The sequence below is a fragment of the Flavobacterium geliluteum genome (assembly GCF_017948595.1).
Taxonomy (GTDB): Bacteria; Bacteroidota; Bacteroidia; order Flavobacteriales; family Flavobacteriaceae; genus Flavobacterium; species Flavobacterium flavipigmentatum.
In genome coordinates, this window is the sequence record NZ_JAGFBV010000002.1 from 41,853 (window position 1) to 57,649 (window position 15,797).

Sequence of the window (15,797 nt, forward strand, 5' to 3'; positions counted from 1 at the left end):
TGAATATTAATTTCCAGGTGCAAAAGGAAATTTTAAGGATTGAAAATACTCTAAAGTTTGTGTGGGTTTCTCTACTCCGGCGGGTAATTCTTTACCCGAATACTGTTGAAAATAAAGCAAACATGCATCTCGCCACCATTTTGCTTCTTTATATTGAATTTCTAATAACATTTGTACCTCCTTAAAACGTTCGCCATCTACATACTTTTCAGTTTTATTCCAAATGTTTTGCATTTCTTTTACCTGATCTACACCTTCTTGATATTTCAACGATAAACCGTTCCAAAGTGTCTGTCCATTTTTAAGTTTATAATCCCAGGAGACATGATGAAACCACAATAAATCTTTTTCAGGACAAGTTGCCACGTTATCAAAAAGTTTCTCAATTTCCGGTGTGTATTGCGAGGTTGCATTCGTGCCAGTTTTTGATCTGTCGAAACCTATTCCGTTTTTATCTGCTTTGTGATAATAAACGGGATTCCATTCTGGTCTTGATAAATTGGCCACCCAAGGCCCCGGTCCATAATGATGCCCTGTATCCATGATATGATGCAAACCTAAAGGCGTCATATAATTTACAACCGTCTCACGCGATTTTATCATCATTTCCTTTACTGGTTTGATAAAATTTTCATCATTGGAAAAAGTACATTTCAGCCATTCATCAGCAATTGTTTCTGAATCTAAATACGGATTCCATGCTAATCTGCCAAAGCCATACCAATTTGCCTGCGCAAAAGGATGTCCGGTCCAGTTGAGATCGTTTCCAATGTTTGAAACTCCGGCAATTCCGGTAAATTTAGCATTATACAAAGAACCATCAACTACTTTGGCAACCGTAGAACCTTTCCCTTTTTGATAGGTATCCGAATCTAAAACTTCTTTAAATAATTGCGGGAGATAAACCAAATGAGTGCTAAAACCGAGATACTCCTGCGTAATCTGAAACTCCATCATAATAGGCGTTTTTTGCATTGCGCCAAACAAGGGGTGAAAAGGTTCTCTTGGCTGAAAATCAATCGCACCATTTTTGACTTGAACAATCACGTTATCTCTAAACTTACCGTCATAAGGCTGAAATTCGGCGTAAGCCTGTTTTGCTCTATCATTTGCATCGTGTTCTGAATAGACAAAAGCCCTCCACATAATCACACCCCCAAAAGGAGCGACAGCATCTGCCAGCATATTGGCACCATCAACATGATTTCTGCCATAATTTTGTGGTCCTGGCTGACCTTCTGAATTTGCTTTTACCAAAAATCCGCCAAAATCGGGAATTATTTTGTAGATTTTTTTCGCTTTATCTTTCCACCAATTTGCAACAGCGGTGTCTTTTGGGTCAGCCGTTTTTAAACCACCTATTTCAACCGGAGCCGAAAAACGGGCAGTCAGATACACTTTTATTCCGTAAGGTCTAAAAACATTAGCCAACGCCTCCACTTTTTCCAAATATTGAGGTGTAAGAATCAAAGCATTTGCATTTACATTGGTCAAAACGGTTCCGTTAATACCTATTGAAGCGTTTGCTCTGGCATAATCTATATACCTTTGATCAATAAAATCGGGTAATTTTTGCCAATTCCAGAGAGAAAATCCCGCATAGCCACGTTCTATAGTTCGATCTAAATTATCCCAATGATTTAAGATGCGGAGATTTATTTTTGGAGACTCAGTAATCTCCAGATTTTTGATGGATTTATTTGTCTGAATCCTTCGTAAAAAACTGTAAACTCCGTATAAAACACCTACATCATTTTTTCCTGTAATTACAATATGTTTTGCGTTATTTACGGTAACCGATTTAATTACAAAACCTTCCTCATTTATTTGAGTTATATCAGATGCTACTACTTTTTGAAGTTCAGGGTTTAAAGCAGACTGAGCTCCCACAACCAGAGTATTTTGACCTTCTAACTTAGATTTTACTTCTAATTTTTTTTCCAGCATACTGTTCAGGCCTAATTCTAATTCTTTCACAGCAATTTTAGAAGTTTCAGAATTTCCTAAACCAACGATTCCTGTAATGGATGTAGTATATTCTGAACGGATTTTGGAGTTGGTTATCTTATCATACTGAAGCCATAACTTATAATCCTTCTGAGCCCATGAAGAACATGAAATTATAAAAAGCACTATTACAAATGCTAACAAAGTCTTTTTTGTGTGCCTCATTATCTTAATTATTTTTTTATTTTGATTTACATCTAATTCGTTAATTCATACTTAAAACCGTGCTATTGGCAAAAAAATACTTAAAAAAGTATGGCATTAAAAAAAATACAACATTTGCAATCGGTTGTGTAAAAATATAAAAAAAACGTAATAAAAAAATAAAAACTTAAAAATTTAACTAGAGTAATGTTGTCAACTAGCATTTCAGTAGTTGCAATCAGATTGAATACGTTTTAATTTTCATCAAAAAGCCTATTAATACCTATGAAAGTATAACAGGCTTTTTGATTTAAATCTAAAATATAATTTAAATTTTCTTTGAAGACTCACGTACTAAAACCTGCGTGTTTAAAAAAGTAATTTCTTTGGCTTCTTCCTCTTTAACAGATTTTAAATTTTTAAAAATCAGCTCTGCAGCTGCTTTCCCCATCTTTTCAGCGGGATGCGTTATAGTAGAAATATTTGGTTCGATTATTTCTGAAATGGGATCATTATTAAACCCAATTACCGCAAACTGGTCCGGCACTTTGATACCTCTTTTTTTTGCAGTCTGAACAGCGCTTACTGCAAGAATATCTCCAGGAGCAAAAAGACCATCCGGAGGTAATTTTAAATCAAATAAGTGATTACTGGCTTTGACTCCCTCTTCATAAGTCATTTCTTTTAGGCTGATAATTAAATCATTTTCTACCGGCAAATCGTGTTCTAACAAAGCATCCGTATACCCTCTTTTTCGCTCATTATAAAGAGTCCCAAATTCTGATCCCGCGGTTAAGTGCGCAATTCTCTTGCATCCTTGCTCGATAAGATGCTTTGTTGCTTTATAACCCGCCAAATAATTATTGATCACTACTCGAAAAGTATCATAATCTCTCGGAACCCTGTCCACAAAAACCAGCGGAATATTATTATTGGAGAATTGTCTAAAATGAGAAGTATCTTTGGTTTCCATTGCAAGAGAACAAATCACCCCGCTGACACGATTACTGTATAATGATTTCGCCAAATCTACCTCCATCTCGTACGAGTCATGCGATTGCATAATAATAACCGAATACTCTGATTTTCTGGCAGTAATTTCGATACCGCTAATTAAAGAGGATAAAAAAGGCTGCGTAATTGTGGGAATTAAAATTCCAATCGTTTTAGATTGATTACCACGCAGTCCTGCCGCCAAAGTATTTGGAACAAACCCCATTTCTTTAGCAGTCTGTTTTACCTTTTTTATGGTTTGCTCACTGATAGTATGGTGATCTTTTAAAGCTCTCGAAATTGTTGAGGTAGCAAGATTCAGTCTCTCCGCAATATCATAAATCGTTACATGTCTGTGTTCTTCCATTAATTATTGTACTAAAAAGTAAAAGTAATTATTTTAATGATATAACAATCCATTCTCTGTCAATTTAGCATATTCTAAATCTCCAAATGATTTTAATAACAAATTATGATTATTTCGTATGATACTCAAAACATAATTTTTTTATTTTGAAAAAAAGCTATTTCTTTACACAATCGGTTGTTTGAAAGCTAAAGTAAATAATTTATAACCATACATTGTTTAATCTCAAAAAACATAAAGCTTATGAAATCACAAAAATTCAAATATCTAGTACTGCTATTGACCACGTGTTGTTGCTTCGGGCAGGAAAATCAGGGAAAATTTTTATTTCAAGATACTAATTTAACTTTTGAAGAACGAGTAGACGATCTCGTAAGCCGATTAACATTAGAAGAAAAAGTATCACAAATGCTCAATTCATCCCCAGCGATCCCAAGGCTGGGAATTATAGCTTATGACTGGTGGAACGAAACATTGCACGGTGTAGCAAGAACTCCTTTCAAAACCACGGTTTATCCGCAGGCAATAGCTATGGCAGCAACATTCGACAAAAATTCACTTTACAAAATGGCAGATTATTCGGCACTGGAAGGAAGAGCGATTTACAATAAAGCCGTAGAATCCAACAGAACCAACGAGCGTTATATGGGGCTTACTTATTGGACACCAAATATTAATATTTTTCGCGATCCGCGTTGGGGTCGCGGACAGGAAACTTATGGTGAAGATCCTTATTTAACGGGTACATTAGGAGATTATTTTGTTAGAGGTCTGCAAGGAGATGATCCTAAATATTTGAAAGCTGCTGCATGTGCAAAACATTATGCCGTACACAGCGGACCTGAGTCTTTGCGTCATACTTTTGATGTTGATGTTACACCTTACGAACTCTGGGATACCTATCTTCCCGCTTTTAAAAAATTAATAACCGAGTCGAATGTGGCAGGGGTTATGTGTGCTTATAATGCTTTTAAAACGCAGCCCTGTTGTGCCAGTGATATGCTGATGACAGATATTCTTCGTAACCAATGGAAATTTGAAGGTTATGTAACCTCAGACTGCTGGGCAATTGACGATTTTTTTAAGAATCATAAAACACATCCCGATGCTGAATCGGCTGCTGCCGATGCCGTTTTTCACGGTACTGACATTGATTGTGGTACAGATGCTTACAAAGCTTTGGTTCAGGCTGTAAAAAACGGAAAAATTAGTGAGAAACAGATAGATATTTCTGTAAAAAGACTTTTTATGATACGTTTCAGATTAGGAATGTTTGATCCGGTAGCAATGGTAAAATATGCTCAGACGCCATCTTCGGTTCTGGAAAGTCAGGAGCATCAACAGCACGCCTTAAAGATGGCCAGACAATCTATGGTCTTACTTAGAAATGAAAAAAATATTCTGCCTCTGAATAAAAACTTAAAAAAAATTGTTGTTCTTGGTCCAAATGCAGATAATTCAATTTCTATTTTAGGAAATTACAACGGAACCCCGAGTAAACTAACTACTGTTTTACAAGGTATTAAAGAAAAAATAGGTACAAACACAGAGATTGTTTACGAGAAAGCAATCAACTTTACCAACGATACTTTATTGGTATATCAAAACCTTAAAAATCAATATTCGTATGAAGAAAAACAAGGCTTTAAAGCCGAATATTATGATAATGTAAACTTATCCGGAAATCCCGTGATGACAAGAACTGAACCCGAAATAAATCACTTTTGGCAGGAAGGCGAAGCTGTTGTACAAAACATTAAAGCCAACCATTTTTCTGCCCGATACAGCACTAATTTTACCGCAGAGAGCGATGGCTCTATAACATTTGAACTCAGCGCAGACGATGGTTATCGTTTTTTAATTGATGGAAAAGAAGTGATAAACGCATGGACAAAAAACAGATGGGGAGAAAAAACATTTAAATTAATTACCAAAAAAAATACTGTCTACAAATTAGTTTTAGAATATTGGCAGGGAGAAGGAAAAGCAAATGTGTCATTAAATACTGGGAATTTTGAGAAAACTGACTTTATAAAATTAGTAGACAAACATAAAGATGCCGATGCTTTTATTTACGTTGGCGGGATATCTCCGCAGCTTGAAGGTGAAGAAATGCCTGTTAACTTTCCCGGTTTTTCAGGTGGAGACCGCACCTCTATACTGCTTCCTGAGGTACAAACCCGATTGATGAAGGCACTAAAAACCTCAGGAAAACCAGTGATTTTTGTTATGATGACCGGAAGTGCAATTGCCGTTCCCTGGGAAGCAGAAAATATTCCTGCCATAGTAAATGCATGGTACGGAGGTCAGGCGGCAGGAACCGCGGTCGCTGATGTTTTATTTGGAGATTATAATCCCGGGGGAAGACTGCCTGTAACTTTTTACGGCAGCGATTCAGATCTTTCTGCTTTTGTAGATTACAGTATGGAAAACAAAACGTATCGCTACTTTAGAGGCCGTCCGCTTTTTGGTTTTGGATACGGGCTCAGTTATACTTCATTCAAATATGATCAATTGGATGTTTCTTCTAAAATAAAAAAGAATAACAGTCTTGCTGTGTCTGTAAGGATAACCAATACGGGCAAAACTGAAGGTGATGAAGTAGCCCAATTATATATAATCAATCAGGATTCGTCTGTAAAAGCACCACTAAAAAGTCTTAAAGGATTTGAAAGGCTTACTTTAAAACCCGGTGAAAGTAAAAAAATTAGGTTTACTCTTTCTTCCGAAGACCTTTCTTATGTTACCGCTCAAGGTGAACTTAAACAATTTGAAGGCAAAATTAAACTTGCAATCGGAGGCTCTCAACCTGATGAAAAAAACCAAACAAAAAGCAATATTATTTCGAAAATCATTGAGATAGAAAAATAAAAACAGCAATCATTATCTCGACTTTAACAAGCTTATTTTTATAGCAATTACAATAAAAAATCCCATAACATCATGCGAGTTATGGGATTTTATGTTTTTTATTAAAGGTTTGTTTTTTATTCTAAAACAAAACTCACACTAACATTTGCGGTAATTTCTATTTCTCCGATAGCCAATGTTTCGTTTGAAGCACCTGCATCGGCAGACTCTTTCATTCGCATTGCAGCATATAAAGGCTGTGGGTGATATACTTGCGAGTTATCAGAAATAGTGATCGCTTTACCTACTTTTTGTCCTAATACAGAAACATAATCTTCTGCTTTTAATTTAGCATCTTTAATGGCCAATTTACGAGCTTCTGATTGATATTGTGCCAATTTAGATGATTCAAAAGTAACATTGTCCAGACGATTAATTCCTTGCTGCACCAATCCTTCCATCAATTCATCATATTTAGACAAATCTTTCAGAACAATTTCGACAGTTTGGTTAGCATTGTACGTTGTTTTCTTTTTCTCATAATCAAAAATTGGATTCAAAGAAACTTGTTTTGTTCTAAAATCGGCAGTTGGCACATTCATTTTTTTTATGAATTTTAAAACGGCATCCATTTTTTCGTCGTTTTGCTTTTTGACTTCTTTAGCATTACTCCCAGTGGTTTCAACTGTTGCCGAAATGCAAACCTGATCGGGTGTCACTTTTACTTTACCTTCTCCATTTACATTTATTTGCGGAATTTGTTTTATTTCTTGACCGTAAGACATTGTCATAAACATGATAGTTAAAAATAGTACTAGCTTTTTCATTTTCTGATTAATTTAAATTTGTTATGTAATCTCTTACCAAAAGTTGTGCCAACATTATAATTTATTCATTTTAGCCATCACAAAAAGTATTATAATAGGAATCGCCAATAAGATCGTCATTAAACTATGATCTACCATTAAACTTGGCTCTTTTATCAAAGTAATCAGATAGCCTCCCACCGCGCCGCCAAAATGTGCGGTATGCCCGATGTTATCATTTTTAGCTTTCATTCCATAAATAGAATATAAAAGATATAAAATTCCGAAAAGATAAGCCGGAATATTAATCAGGAAATACAAACCAATGGTAGAATTGGGTTCGAGCAAAATTGCAGAATATAGCACACCAGTAACTGCTCCAGAAGCCCCTACTGCACGGTAACTAAAGTCATTTTTATGAAAAACCATCGTCAGTAAACTGCCAAATATCAAACTGCCAACATAAATCAATAAAAAAGAAATACTGCCTAAATGCGCTATTACGGCTGGAGCAAAAAACCATAATGTTAGCATATTAAAAGCCAAATGCATCATATCTGCATGCAGAAATCCTGACGATAACATCCTGATTTGTTCTCCCGAACGAATACTTCCTACATGAAATTCATATTTTCTAAAAAAAGAATAATCATTAAAGCCTTTATAACTTACCAGAACATTCGCAACAATAATCCCTATCAAAATGGTATTCATACACTATATTTAATTTGAAGCGTAAATATAGTAATTCCGCTAAGAAACTAAAGTTAGCAAAAAGCCAAAATAATTCTGGATATTTATTTTTACTTTATATTTGTAAAAAAATTTAGATGCAGTTTCTTGTTTATATACTAGCCTACCCTTTGCTCTGGCTAATTTCTATACTTCCTTTTCGGATATTTTATTTGCTTTCTGATTTTGTCTATTTTCTGGTATATCATATTTTAAGATACCGCAGAAAAGTGGTTCGTGAAAATCTGTCACTTACTTTGCCCAATTTAAATGATGCTGAAAGAAAAACGATCGAAAAGAAATTTTATCAACACATGTGCGATATGTTTTTAGAAATGATAAAAACTATGACAATTTCGCCCGAAGAAATGGCAAAAAGATTTACCGTTACCAATATTGAATTAGTACGGGAATATGAAGCAAAAAACAAAAGTATTGTATTGTTTGCATCGCATTACGCCAGTTGGGAATGGCTTTTGACACTTAATAAACAACTTAAATTTAAAGCTTACGGAGTGTACAAAAAAATTGCAAATCCTTATTTTGATAAATTAGTTCGAAAAATCAGGTCGAAATACGATGCCGAATTGGTAGAAACTAAAAAAACAATTCCGTTGATGGCGCAAAATCAGCGTGAAGGAATTTTAAGCCTTTACGGTTTGGCGAGCGATCAATCTCCAAAAATGGATAGAATTTTTCATTGGAAAACATTTATGGGTATCGAAGTTCCTGTGCATACGGGAGCAGAAATGCTGGCAAAAAAATATGATTTGAGTGTTTTATTTGTGAAAGTAAAAAAATTAAAAAGAGGTTATTATGAAGCTACATTTGTTCCGATTTGTAATAATTCAAAAGAATTTAGTGATTTTGCCATCACAGAAATGTATTTGAAAGAAGTTGAAAAACAAATTCTAGAAGCGCCCGAATATTATCTTTGGACGCATAAAAGATGGAAATACAAACGATAAATTATTCAATTTCAAAAAGTCCAAAAGGTATCATTTACTTTCTGGACTTTTTTTGTTTATAAAGCTTCCGAAAGGAGTAAATAATTAAAGTATGTGTTTTTTGATGGGTTTTTGTAATGTTTTTTCCAAAACAATAAACTAAAAAAATGGTGTAAACGACTTACATTTGAAGTTGATAAGTTTAACCCAAATCTTTTCAAAAAATCCTACTTATGATAAAAAAAATAATTTTAGCACTCCTTATGAGCAGTGTTTCCATTAACAGTTTTTCGCAAAGCCCCAAACGCGGAATTGCTTATGGGAATCATTCTCTGCAAGATTTACAAGCTCTAAAACCCGGAATTTCGTGGTGGTACAACTGGGGTTCTCTTCCCGAGAATGATCTTAACGCCAATTATGCTTCTTTGGGAGTTGAATATGTTCCGATGGCATGGGGAAGGGTAAATGATACTGATCTTCAATCTTTTATTGAAAAAATAAAACCCGGCACAAAATATCTGTTGGCTTTTAATGAACCCAATTTTAATGATGGCGCTCGCTTAACGCCTCAAGATGCCGTGAATGCATGGACAAATATTGAAAAAATTGCTGCAGCAAAAAATCTGGAAATCATAAGCGCATCGCCGGCTTACAACGGTCCAAATAATTATGGCGGTTACAGCGATCCTTTGCTGTGGCACGATCAATTTTTTAGTCTTTGTCCAAACTGCAAAGTAGATTACATTTCGTTTCACACGTATGATAATACTGCGGGATCTGTCATTGGTGTTACCGGCCTTCTAAAAAAATATGGAAAACCTATTTGGGTAACCGAATTTGCGAACAGAGTTATTCAGACAGCTGATGAGAAAACTGCTTTTATGAAGCAAATCATAACAAATTTTGAAAATGATCCGGACATCTACAGATATTCATGGTTTACAGGCAGAGTTCCCGCAAATTGGACAGACATGCTTCAAGGACAGCTTTTAAATCCTACAAGCGGCGTTTTGAATCCCATCGGAACCGAATATATTAATGTTAGTTATACCACCAAAAAAATGAATGTTCCAGGCCGAATTGTAGCGAACAAACATTATCGTCGCAAAGGAACAAGCTTGCAAAACACTACAGATTCTGGAACTACCCAAAATGTGAATTTAATAAATGAAGGAGATTGGAATGAATTTATACTAAATGTCGCCGATGCCGGAACGTACAAACTAACTTTTAGAATCGCTTCTGCAACCACTTCCGGAAAATTTGATATTACTGTAAACGGTGTTGTTGCAAAAACTGATGAAACTTTTCCTGCAACGGGTGGATTGCAAACTTTTGCAGACAAAATTGTAAACGGAGTTACGTTGCCAAAAGGAGAAGTTTTATTAAAAATTAAATTCAAATCAAACGATATGAGTTTTAATTATATTGATGTTGCAACAGCAAATTTAGGCGTGAACGATCCTATAGTTGAAAAAGATTCTTTTAGTATTTATCCAAATCCGTTTAAAAATCAGGCGACACTTCAAATAAAATCAAGCAATACAGAACCTTTGACAATAAAAATTGTCGATATGAAAGGAGCCATTTGTTACTCGTCTGATGCTCATTCAACCAATGAAGATATTAAAATTGGAGATAAACTTTCGGCTGGAATTTATATCGTGACAGCAGTTTATGGCTCGGTTAAGAAATCATTCAAAATCATTAAAAATTAAGACTTCTCTAAAATAGTTGACACAAAAAAACTCTTTCAAACCAATGAAAGAGTTTTTTTTATTGAATGCATTTATAAAGATTAAATTCCTGCTATTGCTTTTATTTCATCTATAATTCGAAGTGCCAAAACATCCGCTTTTTCTTGTGAAGGAGCTTCAGTGTAAATACGAATAATTGGTTCTGTGTTTGATTTTCTTAAATGTACCCACTCTGTGGCAAAATCAATTTTCACACCATCAATTGTAGTAATATCTTCATTTTTGTATTTTTCTGTCATCGCTATCAAAATAGCGTCAACATCAATTTGAGGTGTAAGTTCAATTTTATTTTTGCTCATATAATACTCCGGATAAGAAGCTCTTAAAGCAGAAACCGACATTTTTTTCTGTGCCAAATGTGTTAGAAATAAAGCTACTCCAACCAAACTGTCGCGCCCGTAATGCAACTCCGGATAAATTATGCCACCATTACCTTCACCGCCGATAATTGCTTTATTTTTTTTCATCAATTCTACTACATTCACCTCGCCTACTGCACTAGCCTCATAATTTCCTTTATGAGCAACGGTTACATCACGCAATGCGCGAGAAGAGGACATATTCGAAACTGTATTGCCTGGAGTTTTACCCAAAACAAAATCGGCGCAAGCCACCAAAGTATATTCTTCTCCAAACATTTCTCCATCTTCGCAAATAAAAGCCAAACGATCTACATCGGGATCAACAACAACTCCTAAATGTGCTTTTTCTTTGACAACCAATTCCGAAATATCAGTTAAATGTTCTTTTAAAGGCTCTGGATTATGAGGAAAATGACCGTTTGGTTCGCAGTATAATTTTACCACTTCAACGCCCATTAATTCTAATAATTTAGGAATGATAATTCCCCCTGACGAATTTACGCCATCTACAACTACCTTAAATTTTGCTGCTTTTACGGCTTCAATATCTACCAATGGCAAATTCAAAACTTCATCAATATGAATATCCATATAAGCATCATTCGAAGTAATTTCGCCTAAACTATCCACATCCGAAAAATCAAAAGCTTCTGCTTCTGCTATTTCAAGAATTTTAGCGCCATCGTCGCCACTCAAAAATTCTCCTTTTTCGTTTAATAATTTCAGGGCATTCCATTGTTTTGGATTGTGGGAAGCTGTCAAAATAATTCCGCCATCTGCTTTTTCTAAAGGTACGGCAACTTCTACGGTTGGTGTGGTCGAAAGACCTAAATCGATGACATTAATTCCTAAACCAATTAATGTATTGACCACCAAATTATGAATCATAGGCCCCGAAATTCTGGCATCACGACCAATTACAACGGTTAATTTTTCTTTTGGAGAATTATTTTTAAGAAAAGTACCGTAAGCCGAAGCAAATTTTACAGCATCAACAGGAGTCAGGTTATCCCCTACTTTTCCTCCAATAGTACCTCGTATACCTGAAATTGATTTTATTAAAGTCATTTTTTTGAGTTATATTTATTGTTTTACAAATATAAAAAAGTTGCTCAGTAACTGAAGATAATAAGGGATTAAGTTTTGAAAAACATATTGTATGCTTAAAACGTGCAGCATATAATTTATGAAAGAAATTTTATACATTTACAATCATAAAGCGCACAAATTTGAATATTAAGACGCTTTGTAACACCAAAAACAATGAATTTTTTAGCGCACATTTACCTGTCTGGTGACCATGATTTGATAAAAATCGGCAATTTTATGGCCGATGGAATTCGAGGCAAACAATTTGAACATTTTCCGGAAGATGTACAAAAAGGAATTATTTTGCACCGATCAATTGACACTTATACCGATTCGCACGATATTTTTAGACAAAGCACTAAAAGATTACACGAAAAATACCACCACTATTCGGGTGTGATTGTAGATATCGTTTACGATCACTTTTTGGCAAAAAACTGGACAAAATATTCAGATGAAAATCTGGAAGAATTTATCAATAGATTTTATGCTTCATTGCACCAAAATTATGATATTTTAACAGAGAAAACAAAAGGAATGATGCCTTACATGATTGAGCACAACTGGCTTTTAAGTTATCAAACCGTTGAAGGAATTCATCGGATTCTGACTCAAATGGACAGACGTTCTAAAAACGAATCGAAAATGCAATTTGCCAGTGAAGAATTAGTAGCATTTTACACTGAATTTGAACAAGAATTTACCTTGTTTTTTGAAGATTTACGACAACATTCAAAACAAAAACTACTTTCTTTATGAAAAAGATCAAAACACTTATATTTAGCCTAATTTATGTAGGTTGTATTGCGCAGCAAACTACTACAAAACCAACAGGACTAGTGGTTACCAAAGCTATGGTGGTTTCTGCCCGACAAGAAGCCTCGCAAATTGGCGTTGCAATCATGAAAAAAGGAGGCAATGCTTTTGATGCAATGGTAGGTACAGAACTAGCGCTGGCAGTAGCATTTCCTTTTGCAGGAAACATAGGCGGTGGCGGTTTTATGGTCTATCGAAAAGCAAATGGTGAAGTAGGTTCGCTGGATTATCGCGAGAAAGCACCTCTGGCAGCCACAAAAGACATGTTTTTGGATAAAGATGGTAATGTCATTAAAGGAAAAAGCACCGAAACAGCTCTGGCAATAGGAATTCCCGGAACAGTTGCCGGAGTTTTTGCAGTACACAAAAAATTAGGTTCTTTGCCCATGTCTGAAATTTTAAAACCAGTTATCGCTTTGGCAGAAAAAGGCGTGATCGTCACCGAAAAGCAAGAAAAAAGCATGAACGATTACCGCGCCGCTATCGTAAAAATCAATGGTACGAAGACACTTTTGGCAACCGAATTTAAAAAAAATGATACCATTAAATACTTGGCTTTAGCCGAAACATTGAAAAGGATTTTAAAAAACGGCAGAGATGAGTTTTATAAAGGAAAAACAGCTCAAATTTTAGTTGATTATCTTCAAAAAAGAGGCGGTATCATTACACTTGAAGATTTAGCAAAATATGAAGCAAAATGGAGAAAACCTTTGCAATTTGCTTATAAAGATTTAAAAATAACTTCAATGTCTCCACCAAGCAGCGGTGGTATTTGTTTAGGTCAAATACTAAAGATGATTGCGCCTTATGATTTGGCACAAATGGGGCACAATACAGCAGCTTCTATTCAGGTAATTGTAGAAGCAGAAAGAAGAGCGTATGCTGATAGAAGTCAGTTTTTGGGCGATCCCGATTTTGTAAAAATTCCTGTAAAAGCTTTATTGGATGATGCTTATTTAAAAGGCAGAATGGCTACTTTTAATCCTGAAAAAGCCAGTTTATCCTCAGAAATTAAAGAAGGAAAAGTAAATTATAATGAAAGCCTTGAAACCACACATTATTCTATTGTAGATGCTCAGGGAAATGCCGTTGCAGCCACAACAACGATCAATGATGGTTATGGTTCTAAATATTATTGTGATGAATTGGGTTTCTTTTTGAACAACGAAATGGATGATTTTAGCGCAAAACCGGGTTCTCCAAATATGTTTGGATTGGTAGGAAATGAAGCCAATAGTATTGCTCCTCAAAAACGAATGTTAAGCTCTATGACACCCACTATTGTCGAGAAAAACGGAAAACTTTTTATGGTTTTGGGTTCTCCGGGAGGCTCTACTATTATAACCACTGTTTTACAGGCGATTCTAAATGTGTATGAATACAAATTAAGCATGCAGGAGGCGGTAAATGCACCTCGTTTTCACCATCAGTGGCTACCTGACCTTATTACTTTTGAGCCCAATACTTTCGACACAAAAACAATTGATGCCCTTAAGGCAAAAGGCTATTTGATCAATGAAAAAGCAACTCCAGTAATTGGAAAACTGGATGCCATACTGGTTTTGCCTAATAATACCCTTGAAGGCGGAGCAGATTTTAGGGGCGATGATACCGCCGTTGGATTTTAAATTTATCCATTCTTTTTTTTCGGAAATTTAGAGAAATAAGAGTTTTTAATTTTTAGAAAATGAAGTCTTTTTTTTATTAAATTTACAGCCAAAACCAAACAAAAACCTATATGTCCGAAGAATCTTTTTCAGAAGAAAAACAACCCACTAAGAATTCAAAAAAAATAAAAATTGGTATTACGATAGCCATTATTGTGGTACTTGGAGTTGCTTTTATCCCCAAAATATGGGCTAAATACAACAAAAAAGAAATCGTTTGCCTAAATGGTCAGACAGAAATTTATGAAAAATTTAAAGATGCTGTTGTATTGGTCAAACATACTTATGCACTGGAAATTAGTATCAAAGGGTCAGAACCTTTTCAAATTGAAGTTGATGACAGCACTTTAGAGCCAAAAACAATTTCTGGAACAGGCTTTTTTGTATCAGAGGATGGAAAAATTGTTACCAATCATCATGTGGCAGAACCGTGGTTGTATGGTGACGAAACTAAAAATTCTTACAGTTATCTAAAAGAACATATTGCCGCAGTTTTACCTGATTCTATAAAAGCCGAAGATTATAAAGCTTTTATCGAGAAAAACTGGAATTCGTATTATGAAGGTGAAGAGGGTGATTATGAAGAGGAATCTGAAGAAGTAGTTCAGACAGAGACTCCAAAAACTGTAGATTCTACCGCAGTAGTTGCAAGCGATAATTCTGAAAATACAAGCAATGATAGTAGCGCAGAAGAGGCAGTAACTCCAGAAAAAGTAGTGAATTATATAAAAGTAGATGACATAACGATTACGCCAAAAACTGTTGAAATTAGTGTTGCACTTCACGGCTCTAAAGAAGATTGGCTAAAATGCAAAGTATATAAAATTGCCGATGGTGAAGAAGTAGATGTGGCAGTTTTACAATTAAATAGCGAAACATTACCAGGATCGGTGACGAATATCGTCGATTTGGAGAATGCTGTAACAGATGATTCTCATATCAAACCGGGCACAAATGCCATTTTGATTGGTTATCCTATGGGAATGACACTTGCCAACACACGTCGCGGTATAAAAGTTCAAATATATGAAGGTCAGATCAATAAAGAATCTGATGGTGTGAGTTTACAGTACAATGTAACCTCTACTCATGGAGCAAGCGGATCGCCTGTTTTTAACGAATGTGGGCAACTTATTGCTGTAAACTATGCTGGATATGATGCTGCACAAGGGTACAATTTTGGCATCGTTGCCAAACATGCAGCGGCACTAATTCAGTAGTTGTTTTTCACAAAGAAGTTGTAATAGCCTTATTTTATTG

11 protein-coding genes are annotated in these 15,797 nt (G+C 35.2%); 6 read left to right on the top strand and 5 right to left on the bottom strand.

All coding sequences use genetic code 11. The features are described from left to right. Window positions 1-6: 6 nt before the first annotated feature. Together J3495_RS01670 and J3495_RS01675 are read right to left on the bottom strand one after the other, a co-directional pair. Window positions 7-2,172 (bottom strand): alpha-glucuronidase family glycosyl hydrolase, encoded by a 2,166-nt coding sequence (locus J3495_RS01670; RefSeq protein ID WP_210664829.1) that lies wholly within the window; start codon window positions 2,170-2,172, stop codon window positions 7-9. A gap of 307 nt (window positions 2,173-2,479) precedes the next feature. Beyond that, window positions 2,480-3,511, bottom strand: coding sequence for a LacI family DNA-binding transcriptional regulator (locus J3495_RS01675; RefSeq protein WP_210664830.1), 1,032 nt, complete (start codon window positions 3,509-3,511; stop codon window positions 2,480-2,482). A gap of 243 nt (window positions 3,512-3,754) precedes the next feature. Between J3495_RS01675 and J3495_RS01680 the strand changes: the two genes are divergently transcribed. Next, window positions 3,755-6,382: a beta-glucosidase gene (locus tag J3495_RS01680; protein ID WP_210664831.1), complete on the top strand. Its 2,628-nt coding sequence runs from the start codon at window positions 3,755-3,757 to the stop codon at window positions 6,380-6,382. Between the two features lie 116 nt (window positions 6,383-6,498). Here the strand turns inward: J3495_RS01680 and J3495_RS01685 are convergent, their stop codons facing one another. Both J3495_RS01685 and J3495_RS01690 read right to left on the bottom strand, forming a co-directional pair. Further along, window positions 6,499-7,188, bottom strand: coding sequence for an SIMPL domain-containing protein (locus tag J3495_RS01685; RefSeq protein ID WP_210664832.1), 690 nt, complete (start codon window positions 7,186-7,188; stop codon window positions 6,499-6,501). Between the two features lie 54 nt (window positions 7,189-7,242). Continuing rightward, window positions 7,243-7,881, bottom strand: coding sequence for a rhomboid family intramembrane serine protease (locus J3495_RS01690; RefSeq protein WP_210664833.1), 639 nt, complete (start codon window positions 7,879-7,881; stop codon window positions 7,243-7,245). A 116-nt stretch (window positions 7,882-7,997) separates the two neighbouring features. On the opposite strand from J3495_RS01690, the gene J3495_RS01695 reads away from it, so the two are divergent. Next, window positions 7,998-8,867: a lysophospholipid acyltransferase family protein gene (locus J3495_RS01695; protein WP_210664834.1), complete on the top strand. Its 870-nt coding sequence runs from the start codon at window positions 7,998-8,000 to the stop codon at window positions 8,865-8,867. 212 nt (window positions 8,868-9,079) lie between these two features. Then, on the top strand, window positions 9,080-10,564 hold the full coding sequence (locus J3495_RS01700) for a glycosyl hydrolase (protein WP_210664835.1): 1,485 nt from the start codon (window positions 9,080-9,082) through the stop codon (window positions 10,562-10,564). Window positions 10,565-10,644: 80 nt separating this feature from the next. On the opposite strand, the gene glmM is transcribed toward J3495_RS01700, so the two are convergent. After that, window positions 10,645-12,033, bottom strand: coding sequence for a phosphoglucosamine mutase (glmM, locus tag J3495_RS01705; RefSeq protein WP_210664836.1), 1,389 nt, complete (start codon window positions 12,031-12,033; stop codon window positions 10,645-10,647). Window positions 12,034-12,228: 195 nt separating this feature from the next. Between glmM and J3495_RS01710 the strand changes: the two genes are divergently transcribed. The 3 genes from J3495_RS01710 (at window position 12,229) to J3495_RS01720 (ending at window position 15,757) form a co-directional block, all read left to right on the top strand. Next, complete coding sequence (locus tag J3495_RS01710) at window positions 12,229-12,813, top strand: acyl carrier protein phosphodiesterase (protein ID WP_210664837.1); 585 nt, start codon at window positions 12,229-12,231, stop codon at window positions 12,811-12,813. Further along, window positions 12,810-14,498, top strand: a complete 1,689-nt coding sequence (gene ggt / locus J3495_RS01715) for a gamma-glutamyltransferase (RefSeq protein ID WP_210664838.1) — start codon at window positions 12,810-12,812, stop codon at window positions 14,496-14,498. The genes J3495_RS01710 and ggt overlap by 4 nt, the downstream gene beginning before the upstream one ends. Window positions 14,499-14,608: 110 nt before the next feature. After that, window positions 14,609-15,757, top strand: a complete 1,149-nt coding sequence (locus tag J3495_RS01720) for a S1 family peptidase (protein WP_210664839.1) — start codon at window positions 14,609-14,611, stop codon at window positions 15,755-15,757. Window positions 15,758-15,797: the final 40 nt, after the last annotated feature.

What these genes read in the sequence shown, in the direction of transcription:
- J3495_RS01670 (WP_210664829.1), bottom strand. Translation starts at nt 2,172, where the DNA reads ATGAGGCACACAAAAAAGACTTTGTTAGCATTTGTAATAGTGCTTTTT.
- J3495_RS01680 (WP_210664831.1), top strand. Translation starts at nt 3,755, where the DNA reads ATGAAATCACAAAAATTCAAATATCTAGTACTGCTATTGACCACGTGT.
- J3495_RS01700 (WP_210664835.1), top strand. Translation starts at nt 9,080, where the DNA reads ATGATAAAAAAAATAATTTTAGCACTCCTTATGAGCAGTGTTTCCATT.
- glmM (WP_210664836.1), bottom strand. Translation starts at nt 12,033, where the DNA reads ATGACTTTAATAAAATCAATTTCAGGTATACGAGGTACTATTGGAGGA.
- J3495_RS01720 (WP_210664839.1), top strand. Translation starts at nt 14,609, where the DNA reads ATGTCCGAAGAATCTTTTTCAGAAGAAAAACAACCCACTAAGAATTCA.
- ggt (WP_210664838.1), top strand. Translation starts at nt 12,810, where the DNA reads ATGAAAAAGATCAAAACACTTATATTTAGCCTAATTTATGTAGGTTGT.
- J3495_RS01685 (WP_210664832.1), bottom strand. Translation starts at nt 7,188, where the DNA reads ATGAAAAAGCTAGTACTATTTTTAACTATCATGTTTATGACAATGTCT.
- J3495_RS01675 (WP_210664830.1), bottom strand. Translation starts at nt 3,511, where the DNA reads ATGGAAGAACACAGACATGTAACGATTTATGATATTGCGGAGAGACTG.
- J3495_RS01690 (WP_210664833.1), bottom strand. Translation starts at nt 7,881, where the DNA reads ATGAATACCATTTTGATAGGGATTATTGTTGCGAATGTTCTGGTAAGT.
- J3495_RS01710 (WP_210664837.1), top strand. Translation starts at nt 12,229, where the DNA reads ATGAATTTTTTAGCGCACATTTACCTGTCTGGTGACCATGATTTGATA.
- J3495_RS01695 (WP_210664834.1), top strand. Translation starts at nt 7,998, where the DNA reads ATGCAGTTTCTTGTTTATATACTAGCCTACCCTTTGCTCTGGCTAATT.